Here is a 13,569-nt window from a genome sequence, read left to right as displayed (position 1 = left end):
AAGCATAGAAAAGGAACCTCATGCACAAAACCTTGGCTTTTTTTCAGTCTTCTCGCTATGTGCTCACCTGCTTCATTTTAACTATTTTTGTCATTTTTTTAGCCGATAGTATAACCCAACTTGGTTTTGCTCACGGCATGCTGTATTCGCCGTTAATCTTACTGGCGGGTTTCACCTACCGTTATCGCTTACTGAACCTGACCGCCAGTTTAAGTATCATGGCTATCTGGCTAGGTTATTTCATTGCTCCGCCAGCGCCAGATAACTTCTCTGAAGCCTATGTGTTGGCCAATCGCGGTTTATCCTGCTTGGTTATTGCCATCCTCTGGTGGCTAAGTTTTAAAATTATTACCCAGCTAAAATTACAGCAAACTCAACTGCAACAAGAAAAACGAGCCCGACTAGAGTTAAATTTAGCTCAAGAAGTGGCCGGTTTAAGTCATTGGCACTTAAATGACTACCGTAAAATGGTGGTGTTAGATAAAGCCAGTAGCCAGTTATTAAAACTTAACAAGCTTGAACTAACCATTGAGCAGTTTTATGCCTGCTTTGATAGTGCCTCACAAACTGAATTAACAAATCGAGTTCAAGCCTGTTTATTTGAAGGTAAAATGATTAAGCTTGAATTGCAATTAGCCAGCCAAAGCCTACCACTGCAACGGATCAAATTGGTTGCTTATCCGGATCCAGATAATCGCGATATTGTGCGAGGATTATTACAAAACCTTCAGCCATTATTATCGCCAAACGATACGCTCGGTGAGCAAATTCAACAGTTTAAATATCTAGCCGACACCTTACCCGTTAAGGTATGGATCGCCGATGCGGATGGATTGATCAACTTTATTTCACAAAGCTTTGCAGTATTTTGTGGTTGGAGCGCCGAGCGTATTGTCGCCGACTGGCTTAACATCATCCATCCTGAAGACCAAATGGCAACCATGTCAGCCTGGCAACAGGCTTTACAGCATGAAACATCATACAAAATTGAATTTAGGTTGTTAGGTGCGGATGGGAACTATAGCTGGCACTTAATGCATGCCGTGCCCATTTATCAGGCTCCGGGGCAGTTAAGTTACTGGTTTGGTTCAGCCATGGATATCAGTAAACAAAAAGCGCTGTGGCTACAAACTGATGAGCTTAAACGCTCGCTTTATCAAATTTTAGAAAATGTAACCGATGGTTTATTTATGCTGGATGCTCATTTTCACTTTAGCTATATCAACCAGCAAGCTCTGGAATGGATTGCCGGTAATAGAGCCTTATCACCGGGTAAACACATGACTGAAGTATTCTATCAATCAGAAGTCGATTTCAGCCCACTGATCAGTGCGATCCAACGGGCCTTTGCTGAAAAACAAAATAATCAGCTGTGGTTCACCCTGCTCTCACACACCGAGCCAAGTTTAATCAGTATTTATCCTGCCAGCCATGGTGTTAGCGTACTTATCCAGCTACGTTCAACCCTACCTAAAAAGGCGGGGCCGCTGTCAGTTGCACCGACTCACCATTAATCGGATGTTGAAAACGAATTTGGTAAGCATGTAACAGCAAACGCGGCGCTCTTTTTGCAATCGCTTTTGTGCCATATAAGGTATCTCCTAAGATGGCATGGCCAATACTGAGCAAATGCAAACGCAATTGGTGCGAGCGACCGGTCACTGGCTTTAACAAAACCCGGGAGCTGTCGATTAAAGCAGGATCAGCCAAGCGCGTGAAATGTGTCAAAGCTGGTTTACCGCTTTGCGCACAAATTTTATATAGCGGGCGATTGTCAGCATCCGCTGCTATCGGCAAGTTAATCTCGCCACTCTCTGGTAAGTCCCCTGCAACCACAGCCAAATAATCCTTTTCTATGGTTCGAGCCTGAAATTGCTTACTAATGGCCGACAATGTCGCTTTGTTCAAAGGTAAAATGACCAAGCCTGAGGTATCATAATCCAAACGATGCACCACCTGCGCAGTTGGAAAATCCTGCTGTACCCGACTAATTAAACAGTCATGATTCGCCGGATGCCGACCAGGCACAGTGAGGAGATGGCTCGGTTTATCCACTACCAGCAGCACATCATCTTGATAAATAATGCGGTAAGTGTCTTGGGTTGCCGGTAATATGGCTAACGATTGCGGTTCAACAGACATAGTTGCGCTCAAATACTAAAAAACTCAGGCATTATGCCGCAAAAAAACCTAGCCAGCAGCCATAAATCCGTTAAGCTGCGCAAAAACACTGACACAGGAACAGCATGATGATTGCTCCGCTGCGGTATAACCCTCCGCAAACTGCACTAGAAATCATATACGAAGATAAAGATTTGTTAGTGGTTAATAAACCCAGTGGCCTACTAACCAACCCCGGCAAAGGACCTGACTTAGCAGATTGTTTGCTTAGCCGAGTTTGTGCGCTCTACCCATTAGCGCAATTAGTTCATCGATTAGATCTCAGTACATCCGGTGTGGTGGCTTTTGCTTTAAGGCGCAAAGCCGAGCGAGAATTAAAACGGCAATTTGCCGAACGTTTGGTAAAAAAACGCTATCTTGCCATAGTTGCCGGGCAACTGACCGAAACGGCAGGTTGCATTACTCTGCCTTTAGCGGCCGATCCTGCTAACCCACCCAAACAACAAGTTGATACCGCAGGCAAAGTAGCAGAAACGCATTTTAACGTTTTAGAGCAATACGCTAACTCGGCCTTAGTTGAATTAAGGCCCGTTACCGGCCGTTCACATCAATTACGCGTTCATATGGCAGCATTAGGGCATCCGATCTTAGGCGATGCTTTTTATGCCCCTATCGAGTGGCAACAAGCTGCACCGCGCTTACTGCTCCATGCCGCCACACTAACACTGCAACAACCCTACAGCCAACAAACACTTACCTTTAATGCCGATAGCGATTTCGTCACTGTCAACGGCCATCGCCTGCGCTAAGCGCTTTCCGTCACCACATCCCCTCAAAACGTCTCTGAGTATGGTCATACCAGACTCAGAGTATGGTACAACCAGTACCGGAGTGCGGTCATACCAGTGTCAGAGTGTGGTACGACCTGTACCGGAGTGCGGTCGTACCAGTGTCAAAGTGTGGTCGGGCCTGAATGAGGCCCTTATTGTGTGGAATGAGCGGTTTAGAGATTTTCTTCGAACAGTTTGTGGATACGACGGTATTCGTCTAACCAACTGCTTGGTTGACGAAAGCCATGCGCTTCAACGGGGTAAATCGCTGTTTCGAAATCGACAATTTCGTGCTCAATTAAGCGCTGCACCAAACGCACCACATCTTGAAAAAACACGTTGTCGTCAACCATGGGGGCATTGATCAGCAGTGGCTTTTTCAAACCTTCGGTGAAATAAATAGGCGAGCTGCGCTCATAGGCAATAGGATCGATTGCCGGCGTATTTAAAATATTAGAGGTGTAAGGATGGTTGTAATAAGCCCAATCACTGACTGGACGCAGCGCTGCCCCTGCTTGAAATAACTCAGGCTCTTTAAACAACGCCATAAAAGTCATAAAACCACCGTATGAACCGCCATAAGTACCCACACGCTTGCGGTCGACATTGGCGTTTTTAACTAAATAGTCCACACCATCAACTAAATCTTCAATTTCAGGAGTTCCCATCTGGCGATATATCGCAGTGCGCCAATCACGGCCGTAACCTTTTGATGCTCGGTAATCCATATCAAGCACTACATAACCTTGCTGAACTAACAAGTTATGAAACAAGAATTCACGGAAATAGCCAGACCAACCTAGATCACTGTTCTGCAGATAACCGGCGCCATGGTTAAACACGACAGCACGACGGGCCTCACCTTGCTGATAATCAGCCGGTAAATACAATTTGCTAAATACCGGGTGTGAGCCATGGCTTGAAGGCACAGCCACAACCTGAGGTGCAACAAGAGGCAATTTTCTAAACGCTGTAGAAACCGTATCCGTTAACTGACGAACCGTTGTACCTGCCTTCGCCTCTGCTACAAACAGCTCAGGTGGCATTAGGTTGGTTGAGTGGCGTAGCAACAACTGCTGTTCATCTGGCGATAAAGTAAACTCGGTACTGCCCAGTAAATTGGTCACCTGTTCAGTCTGGTTAGTGCCCAGCACTTGGCGATACACATTGTAGATCCCGGGATGGCTCTTGTTGGCGGTGAAATAGATGTACTGATCGTCATGCGTTAACACCGGGCCGGTCACTTCAAATGTGCCTGAGGTTAATTTTATCGCTTTTTTCGCAGTTAATGCTTTGCTGTATAGGTGGGCATAACCACTTTCTTCCGATAAGAAGAACAAGGTTTCACTGTTGTTTAACCAACCAAAATCATTAAAAGCGTAATTAACCCAAGCTTTATCATGCAAACGATGCTGAGGTACTAACTGCTTTTTAGCCAGGTCGACAGTGGCAATCCAACGGTCTTTATTGTCAAAGGCTTTTAACATGACCGCCACTTGCTGACCGTTATTGTGCCAACGCATAGCACTTTGGCTCCAATACCAATCGGTCATTAAGCCAATATCACGGATCACTTTTTCCGATTGATACTTTTTACCCTGTGCCTTGGCATTTTCTGCTTTCACTTCTGCCAGCACATCTTCGTTATAACCTGGCAAGCTGCTATAACTAAGCTCCTGCATACTGTTTTGTTGTAAATCAACTAACAGCAATTTTTGCGGCTCTGGAGTAAAATCATTCACACGTGCACGCACCGGCTGCGCGGCAATATCACCGTTAGCCGTAATATAATTCGGCATAATATCTTTGTCATTGCGCGCACTCGATTTACGCGTAGCAAGCATCAAAAAATCACCCTTGGGCGATAAGCTGGCATCTACAATTTGTTGCCCTTTACCCAAATAAATCGCGGCCGGAGCCATGCTATTATTTTCAGTGCGTAACTGCTGTGCTGCTTGATAACGCTCGGTTTGATTTTGTTGTTGTAGCGCAATATATCGGATCAGCTTCGCTTGCTCTTGACCCAAATAGCCCTTTGCCGGTGCAGGTGCGGTGGGGGCATCTTCAGTTTTTAAACTGGCAATTTCGCTGTGGCTACCGTTATTAAAGTCATAAGCAAAAAAATCCCAGCCTTGTTGATAGGCTAAACGACCATCTAGCAAAAATTGTGGTCTGCTCTGACTGCTATTACTGCGGGTCAGTTGCTGCAATTTCCCGTCAACAATGACAAATAGGTTGCCTTCAAAGATGTAAGCCATTTTGCTGCGATCAGCGTTAAAAACTAATTGCTCTGCGCCCATTTGATGCCAATCAGCGAGTTTAACTTGCTCACCATTGCCAACTCCTTGCACCGGACGACGAAACCAATCGCGCAATTCGCTTTGCTCGCGTTTGCGTTGATAAAACACCGTGCTGCTATCTGGTGCCCAAAAGGCGCTTTCTGGTTGACGACCCAACCAATCCGGATCCGCCATAATTTGTTCCATCGTCAATCGAATGGACGGATCAACTTGATTTTGTTGCACAACGCTGATGGTGTCGGTTGACCAAGTACGAGGCTCACCTTTTGCAGCCACAACCGAACTAAAACACAATAACGAGCTGACACTTAAAGCCAGTATGGCGCAGTGAAATTTTTTCATAGAGTTATTCTTCATTTCTGCCTAAGACCTTGCTGTTATACAAAGCTTGTAAACAGAACGCAACCGATTGCGCCTGAATGCAAAGCCAATACGCTAAAAAGCAAAAAACCGGCCACAGGCCGGTTTGTGTTGCAGCTAACAAATAAACATTAAGCGAATAACTGCTTGCCGATTGCGCTAAGTTGCGTTTTTGCCTTACTCATGGCTTGTTCCGCACTGTCAGGCCCCATATTTAAGCCCTCGGCGTAAACAAAGTGCAATTGCGTTAGCCCTAAGAAATTAAAAAAGGTTTTTAAGAAAGGTACCTGACTGTCAGCTGGACCATTTGCATATACTCCACCTCGAGTCAGTGCGAAAACCACGGGCTTGTCGTTTAACAAACCGACTGGGCCTTGCTCAGTGTATTTGAAGGTCAACCCTACGCGCGCTAAACGATCTAACAGCGCTTTTAATTGGCTGGGTATCGCAAAGTTGTACATGGGCACACCCAATACTAAAACGTCAGCCGCTTTAACCTTAGCCACTAAATCATCAGAAATTGCTGCGAGTTGTTGCTGCTCGGCATTACGCTCTGCTGCAGCCGTCATCCAACTTCCCATCTCAGGCATGGTCAGATGCGTAAGTGGCGTCGCATTTAAATCAATTTCTGTTACTTTGTGCTGCGCTTGCGGCAACTGTGCTAAAAAGTGTTGCACTAATTCTACAGATTTACCGGCAGAGCCACTGATCGAGCTGTTTATCACTAAAATATTTTTCATCAACATTCTCCGTTTAAAAAGATTCAACTGATGTTACATGCAACTTTTTAGAATTAAAAACGGATAATTTCGGATTTAACGTTCTATTTTTTATTTTAATTATATTTAAAACCAGTTCCTATTACGCTGCGTATAAATAGCACGTTTCATAAAAACGCACTTAATCGCCGGGAAATAACGAATATGTTGGAATCTACCGTGCTATCAGGGCATCATGACAACTCGAGAGCTAAAACGAGGATGCCCGACCGTATGACTATTAGTGCAGAACCCAATATCCGCACTGGGCAATGGGAAGACGCTTTAACTTTTGTCGCTGTGAATGCTGACAAAGCAGCTTACGCTGAGCTATTTAGTTACTTTGCACCACGCTTAAAAGCTTTTGGTATGAAGATGTTCGGTAACGAACAGCAAGCTTTAGAGATGGTTCAAGACACCATGCTTAATGTTTGGAAAAAAGCCAATTTGTTCGACGCAAGTCGTGGTTGCGCATCTACTTGGATTTTTACCATCGCGCGTAACGTTCGTTTTGATATGTTGCGTAAAAAGCAAAGCCGCAAAGATGACATCAGCGCAGATGACTTATGGGCTGACGGAGATTATCCAGAGCAAGAGGGCAGCACATCTGAGCAATGGGAAACCATGCTAATGAGTGAAAAGCTTGCTCCTCATTTCGATGCTTTACCCCCAGCACAGCGAATGGTAATGCAAAAAGTTTATTTAGAAGAAAAGTCTCATCAAGAAGTATCCGATGAGTTAGGTATTCCGCTTGGCACAGTAAAGTCACGGATCAGGTTGGCGCTAGATCGTTTGAGAGAGGCATTAGATGACACACGCAGTTAAATTTCATCCTGGAATGATGCTGATGGAACAGTATGTAGAAGGTACGCTTTCTGCCGAAGTTGCCTTGGCAGTTGCCACACATATTGATTTGTGTCCGCACTGTCAGCACCTGTGCCAAGATTTACACAACGATCACGGCAGTCAATTAGCCAAGTTATCCCCAGAAATGAATAACAACGCTGATGATTTCGCACAGATGCTTGATTTCATAACGTCGCAGCAACCTAACACTGCTTCACATGCGCCAAAGCAGCAAGAGTCAGTAACAGTAAATGTTAATGGTCGCGAGTTTCGTATACCGCGTGCATTAAGCCGTTTAGTGTCGCAACAAAGCAAATGGTTACAATTAGGTGGTATTGCCACTGCCAAGTTGCCTGCTGGTGAAAAAACCCATGTATCTTTGCTATACATTGATAAAGGTACTGAAGTGCCAAATCATAGCCATTTAGGTATGGAAATGACATTGGTATTAAGTGGGCGTATTTATGACGAAAGTGGTGAATACGGCGCGGGTGACTTATTAATTAATTCCCCTGATGATACGCACACTCCACACACTCGGGCTGACGAAGATTGCTTATGTTTGTCGGTACTAAGCGCGCCATTAAAGTTCAACAAGGGCCTAGTGCGTTTATTGAACCCGTTACAACAATTTTTTTACTGAACTCGTTTAAACATGTACTTCTGATGTAGCACTCTTGCGCCGGCTTTGCCGGCGCTTTTTTTAGCTTAATAAAGCCACACCACCCTGTAAATTCCACAGTTGCTTAAAGCCTAAACGCCGAAGCACTCGCGCAGCCAATAAACTTCGATTGCCGGTTCGACAAATCAACAACAAAGGCTGGTCTAGCTTTAATTGCTGCTGCAGCATGGCATTGCAAAGCCGCGACAAAGGGATCTGCAACACTTCAGCCGTCACCGGTAAGTAAGTATCTACCGCCCCTGCGCTCTGTTCATAGGGCTCACGCACATCCAGCACAGTGATCTGTTGCGTGCTTAATAACTGCTCTAAATCATTGGGCTGTACTAACGCAATCGCGTCCTGATGAGATACTTCAACCAAACCACACAAATGCGTGCTGGCTTGTTGCAAAATCGCACTTTGCTCGTTCAATCGTTGTTGCCATTGCTCCTGCTCAGCACCAGCTAAAATGTGTTGTAATAAAGGGGTTTCTTGTTTGGCTAAAGCAAAAGTGGTAACAAAGCGCTGTGCGTAATCATGGCTTGAAAATAATAGCGTTTGTTCAGAAACTGTTGCTTGCAAAAGCTGCAAACTCTGCTGTAAAGCCATGGCACTACCACCGTCGAGATCGGTGCGACCAATACCAGCTGGCAGTAAAATATCGCCAATAAAGGCAGCAGTGATGCTATCAGCTTGTTTTAACAACACACTATAAGCCTGCGGACTATGGCCTGGGGTGGCAATACGGCTTAATTGATACACACCCACTTGCAGCGTATCATGTGCCAGTGGCCAACCTGTTACATCCTGGTCCTTTGCATCGACCAATAATTGTCGTAATAATTTTGACGCAGGGTTGGCTTGTTGATGCAAATGCGTATCCAACACGGCAACTAATGTTAAACCCTGCCCTTGAATAATATTCACGAAACGCTCAGCTAACGGCATAACAGGATCAATAATAATAGCTTGGCGACTATGCTCACAACTCAGTAAATAACTGCAATTAGCATCATATTTAAATTGTGATAAACCGGCCGCCACGCTCATATTCAGCGGATCCGCATCCGTTAACACTAAACAGTGTTGACGCACTACTGGTGCTAAACTGACAATACGCTTGCACGCTTCGTCACATTCTTCTGCTGTCATCGCGGGGCCAAAAGATAAACGAATAGCGCCTTCACTGCGCCAGCGTTCCAGCCCCATGGCATCTAATACAAAGCTACCGGTTACTTTCGAACTGCAGGCAGACCCAGAACTTACGCGAATACCTGCCGCATCAAACAGATCCAAAATATCTTTGGCAAAGAAACCTGGCACAGCAAAATTTAAGGTTGTAGCAAGAATGTGTGGCTCAGCGCTATTTAACACCAAGGCCGGGAAAACCTGACGAAGCGCAGCTAGCAGTTGCTGTCTATAATGCCATAGCACCGCATCCGCGCAGAATACACTTGATTCAGGGTTCAGTAATTGACTAAAGATAGTACTTAAAGCGGCAATACCCGGTAAGTTTTCTGTACCCGAGCGTAAACCGCCCTCTTGACCACCACCAGCAATTAATGGCTGATAAGGCGCACCTGGGCGAACATACAGAAAACCAATACCCTTAGGACCATACAACTTATGGCCACTGAACGGCGCATAATCGATACTGATCTTCGCAAAATCTAAAGACATTTTGCCCAGAGCCTGTACGCAGTCAACCAACCAATACGCATCCGGTTTGACTTCACGGATCAGTTTTTCTAACGCCACTAAATCTTGTTTTACCCCCGTTTCGTTATTAGCCGCCATAGTGCAAACCATAGCAGCACGGGGTAATAATTGACGTAACGCATCAGTGTCAATTAGCCCACTGTTTAGTACAGGAATAGCCTGTACCGTCGCATTAATCTGTAAAAGCTTGTTCCAGTATTTTAAACTTTCCGGAACGGCTTTATGCTCGGTCGCGCCATATAATAATAAGGTTTCAGGCCCACATAAGCCGCGAGCACGTAGCGCTTGCAACGCGGAAATCACCGACGTTTGAATGCCCTCTGTTGCCCCCGAAGTGAAAATAATCTCGCCTGTGGCAGCACCCAATAATTGCCGCGCCAAACTGCGGGTATGCTCCAAGGCAACCTTCGCTTTAATACCAGTACTATGACTGCTGCTTGGATTGCCAAAGTCTTGCTGCATTGTTTGCATCACGGCAGCGGCAACTGCCGGCAACACCGGTGTAGTCGCATTATTATCTAAATACACTTCGGCCAAAGTGCGACAACGGTGAGAGGGTGCTGACATCGAAGAAACTCCAAAAACGTGGCGAAAACCAACTTATAACTAAAGGTTATATGTTATATCATTTGATTTTCTTGGCACAGCATTAAATAAAAAAAGCCGCTATTGATAACAATAGCGGCTTTTTCAATACACTACAGCATATTAGATCAGATCATTTGGGATCTGGGGGCGCATCTCTAACCAAATTTTGCCACTTTCAATACCGTATTTACGCACAACCATGATCACGTCGTTATGCTTACCGGCCTGAGCCATCTGCTTTAACTGTTCATAATAGCTGCGGGCGAGCGCACGGGCTGCCGGTTGTGAAAAATAAAAACGGGCAATTTTGTTATACAAGCCGCGAAAACCATTTAAGATCAACACATATATACGGTTAGAAGAATGCAGCGCTAATTCATGGTTGAGGTTGTAATCAAATTCAGCAAAGGCTTCCGCGGTATCGTCTAAGGTTTCAGCATGACTTAAATAATCAATCACCTGCTGCTGATGTGTCTTAATAGCGCCACGAATATAGATAGCGCTAATATTAGTCCGGGCAGAAAGCAGTTCATCTACTAAGTCTGGCATATGCTCTTCATCAAGCCGCGCCAGCGTTTCTAAAATATTTAAACCTGAGGTTTCCCAAAAGTTATTCACTTTAGTGGGTTTGCCATGTTGAATGGTTAACCAACCATCGCGCGCTAAACGTTGTAACACTTCACGCAAGGTGGTGCGGGTTACACCAATTAATTCTGATAGCTCACGTTCAGCGGGTAAAATAGAACCTGGGGCAAATTTGCCATTCCAGATTGAATCAACAATATACTCTTCAGCAAAGCCAGCAGGACTTTGTGCTTTAATTAGGTTGGTCATGCGGATTAATCCGTCTCATTAGTCTTAAAATTATCGACTGATTGTACCAGAGCGATGGCAGTTAACAAGACACACGGCAAAATTCGCTGCAGTAAGACAGACTTCATTGTGTATTCTGTTGAAATACCTTAAATTGTTAAACTATATTTGCTTAATTTTGCAGGCAGCAGCATGTTTCAAGCGCTTAAATCCCTTTCTCTCAAACGTTGGCCTTGGCTTTTACTGGCTTTCACTGCGTTATTATTTGAAGCTTCCGGCTTATATTTTCAGTATGTGCTTAATTTTCAACCTTGTATTAAGTGTATTTATATTCGCGCAGCCTTTCTCGGTATTCTGGTAGCCGGTTTAATAGGTGCTTTTGCGCCTAGACATCCCTTAGGCCGTTTCGTGGCTAACTTAGCTTGGCTTTGCGCTGCGCTTTATGGTTTCTGGCAAGCGCAAGAATTGGTAGCGATAGAGCAAACATTAGCCAGCGGCGGTTTTACCACTTGCGCCCTGTTTGCCGATTTTCCCAGTTGGTTAGCTTTAGACCGTTGGTTTCCTGCCGTTTTTGAAGTCACCGGTACTTGTGGCGGGGTAAGTTGGCAATTTGCTTCGCTGAGCATGGCGCAATGGAGCAAGATCATCATGTTAAGTTACAGTGTGGTTTCAGTAGTGGTGTTGGCCAGCCAATTTAGCCGGCTCAACAAAAACCCTTACCGTGATTAACCCACTAAATCTGTTTACACTCGATAATTACTAACTAATCGGTCTAGCTCTGTCGCAAGTTCCGTCAGTTGTTCGCTGGTGTGTGTGGCACGTTTTGTACCGTCAGCCGTTTCTTCGATAACGATAACAATTTGATGCACATTTTCGTTTATGGCGCCAGAAACATGGGTTTGTTCTTCTGCTGCAGTGGCAATTTGTGCGTTCATATTATTAATGGTATTAACCGCGGTACTAATTTGATTTAATGCCAATTCTACTTGGCGGATCTCTTCCACGCTGCTCTGACTGCTTTGCTTTAACTGACTAATCAGTTCAATCGCGCCTTTGATACCCGAGTGTAGGCGTGAAATCATTTGCTGAATTTCTTGAGTACTTTTTTGCGTACGGCTGGCCAGCGTGCGCACTTCATCTGCGACTACGGCAAAACCCCGTCCTGCTTCACCGGCACGGGCCGCTTCAATCGCGGCATTTAACGCTAACAAATTCGTTTGCTCAGCAATACTGCGGATCACATCTAACACTCCGCCAATCCGATCAGACTCTTTACTTAAATCTGCAATCACCGATACGCCATCATTGACTTGCAAGGCTAACCCATCAATTACTTGTACGGTTTTCTCCAGTGTGTGTTTAGAGTTACTGACCAAATCTTCTGCATTCGCTGCGGCAGATGATGCTTGCATCGCACTGTCGGCCACCTCTTGTGAAGATGCCGCCATTTCATTCATCGCGGTAGCCACTTGATCGCTTTCGGATTGCTGACGACTCACGCCCTGAGTGGCTTGGCGCATAATGGCGTTTAATTCACCAGCACTGCTGTTTAAGGTTGAGGTTGAACCGGCAACCCTTGCAACCAAATCTCGTACCTGACTAGCAAAGCGGTTAAAGGCTTCGGACAACTGTGCTAATTCATCATTACCACTCACGGTTAAACGATGGCGTAAATCACCGCCACCTTGAGCTATTGCGGTCATTGCCGAAACAACTGATTTTAATGGCGTTATAATGCTGCGCACAACTACCAGCGCCAACAACATAATCACGATTAACGAGGCGATGGCGGTACCCAGAGAGCTCCAAAAGCTGGTACTAAGTGACTGATCCACTTTTTGCTGCATTAACGCCACTTGCTTATCTAAACTGTCAATCCAAAAACCCGTTCCAAGCATCAAACCCCATTTACTTAACTCCTCAGCGTATCCCAATTTGGGCTCAGTTAGGTTAGTCTGGGTATTATTCCAATGATAGTATAAATAACCGTCACCACTTCGTGCCGCACTCCATAAGCCGCGGATCACCTCTACACCATTTGGGTCCTTGAGATCCATCAGGTTACGGCCTTGTAAGGCTTCATTAGCCGCATGCATCACATTGACGCCTTGCTGATCATAAATAAAGAAATAGCCCATACTGCCGCTATCATCAAAACGCAATTGCCTTAAAATTTCGATAGCTTCTGCTTTTACAGCTGGGTTAGTGGCCGCATCAGGCGCGTTGTATAAGTGAGCAATTGAGCTTTTCGCTAATTGCATATAGTTTTTAATTAAGGCTTGCTGACTTTGTTGAAACATCTCTTCAAAACTATCAACCCCTTGTTGCCCCAAGGATTTAGCCTGCAACAAACTAAAGCTTACTAACAACACCGCAAGCAAGGTACTGGGGATCAGAGCTAACAATAAAATTCGGGTTTGGATGGTAAGGTTGGCCATCAGTTACTCCATGTTAACGACTAAATTCAACACTCAGTATAAACCTAGTTTTGCCATACTGCTGAAATAAAGGCATGAAAAACGTAAGATTAACGCTTAACGCGTTATGACTCAGCATAAAAAAAGCGCCGAACA

Annotated in this window: 11 protein-coding genes; 5 read left to right on the top strand and 6 right to left on the bottom strand. The window is 45.1% G+C overall.

Annotated features, from left to right (window positions below; genetic code table 11):
- Window positions 1–20 precede the first annotated feature (20 nt).
- Window positions 21–1,514: a PAS domain-containing protein gene (locus JAO78_RS08125; RefSeq protein WP_226750875.1), complete on the top strand. Its 1,494-nt coding sequence runs from the start codon at window positions 21–23 to the stop codon at window positions 1,512–1,514.
- Here the strand turns inward: JAO78_RS08125 and JAO78_RS08120 are convergent.
- On the bottom strand, window positions 1,471–2,142 hold the full coding sequence (locus JAO78_RS08120; protein WP_226750874.1) for an RluA family pseudouridine synthase: 672 nt from the start codon (window positions 2,140–2,142) through the stop codon (window positions 1,471–1,473). The two genes, JAO78_RS08125 and JAO78_RS08120, sit on opposite strands and share 44 nt — an antisense overlap.
- Before the next feature lie 110 nt (window positions 2,143–2,252).
- Here JAO78_RS08120 and JAO78_RS08115 point away from each other — a divergent pair, with 110 nt between their 5' ends.
- Window positions 2,253–2,930, top strand: a complete 678-nt coding sequence (locus JAO78_RS08115; RefSeq protein WP_439647506.1) for an RluA family pseudouridine synthase — start codon at window positions 2,253–2,255, stop codon at window positions 2,928–2,930.
- 194 nt (window positions 2,931–3,124) lie between these two features.
- Here the strand turns inward: JAO78_RS08115 and JAO78_RS08110 are convergent, their stop codons facing one another.
- Both JAO78_RS08110 and JAO78_RS08105 read right to left on the bottom strand, forming a co-directional pair.
- A complete protein-coding gene (locus JAO78_RS08110) occupies window positions 3,125–5,593 on the bottom strand; it encodes a S9 family peptidase (RefSeq protein WP_226750872.1) in 2,469 nt (822 codons plus the stop codon).
- A 149-nt stretch (window positions 5,594–5,742) separates the two neighbouring features.
- Complete coding sequence (locus JAO78_RS08105; RefSeq protein ID WP_226750871.1) at window positions 5,743–6,351, bottom strand: FMN-dependent NADH-azoreductase; 609 nt, start codon at window positions 6,349–6,351, stop codon at window positions 5,743–5,745.
- A gap of 252 nt (window positions 6,352–6,603) precedes the next feature.
- Here JAO78_RS08105 and JAO78_RS08100 point away from each other — a divergent pair, with 252 nt between their 5' ends.
- On the top strand, window positions 6,604–7,194 hold the full coding sequence (locus JAO78_RS08100) for a sigma-70 family RNA polymerase sigma factor (protein ID WP_226750870.1): 591 nt from the start codon (window positions 6,604–6,606) through the stop codon (window positions 7,192–7,194).
- A complete protein-coding gene (locus tag JAO78_RS08095; RefSeq protein ID WP_226750869.1) occupies window positions 7,178–7,858 on the top strand; it encodes a ChrR family anti-sigma-E factor in 681 nt (226 codons plus the stop codon). Before JAO78_RS08100 ends, JAO78_RS08095 begins: the two co-directional genes overlap by 17 nt.
- A 60-nt stretch (window positions 7,859–7,918) precedes the next feature.
- On the opposite strand, the gene JAO78_RS08090 is transcribed toward JAO78_RS08095, so the two are convergent.
- Complete coding sequence (locus tag JAO78_RS08090) at window positions 7,919–10,162, bottom strand: aminotransferase class V-fold PLP-dependent enzyme (protein ID WP_226750868.1); 2,244 nt, start codon at window positions 10,160–10,162, stop codon at window positions 7,919–7,921.
- Window positions 10,163–10,303: 141 nt separating this feature from the next.
- Entirely contained in the window at window positions 10,304–11,017 is a 714-nt protein-coding gene (gene fadR, locus JAO78_RS08085) for a fatty acid metabolism transcriptional regulator FadR (RefSeq protein WP_226750867.1), read from the bottom strand.
- A 171-nt stretch (window positions 11,018–11,188) separates the two neighbouring features.
- Here fadR and dsbB point away from each other — a divergent pair, with 171 nt between their 5' ends.
- The gene (gene dsbB, locus JAO78_RS08080) at window positions 11,189–11,725 is read left to right on the top strand and encodes a disulfide bond formation protein DsbB (RefSeq protein WP_226750866.1); all 537 of its coding nucleotides are present in this window, start codon (window positions 11,189–11,191) and stop codon (window positions 11,723–11,725) included.
- A gap of 14 nt (window positions 11,726–11,739) precedes the next feature.
- On the opposite strand, the gene JAO78_RS08075 is transcribed toward dsbB, so the two are convergent.
- Window positions 11,740–13,434 carry a methyl-accepting chemotaxis protein gene (locus tag JAO78_RS08075; protein ID WP_226750865.1) on the bottom strand — a complete coding sequence of 565 codons (1,695 nt, stop codon included), beginning with the start codon at window positions 13,432–13,434 and terminating at the stop codon, window positions 11,740–11,742.
- Between the last annotated feature and the right edge of the window lie 135 nt (window positions 13,435–13,569).

The sequence above is a fragment of the Alishewanella maricola genome (genome assembly GCF_016343785.1).
Lineage (GTDB): Bacteria > Pseudomonadota > Gammaproteobacteria > Enterobacterales > Alteromonadaceae > Alishewanella > Alishewanella maricola.
The sequence above is the reverse complement of the archived record's forward strand: the minus strand, read 5'-3'. Positions and strand labels throughout refer to the sequence as shown.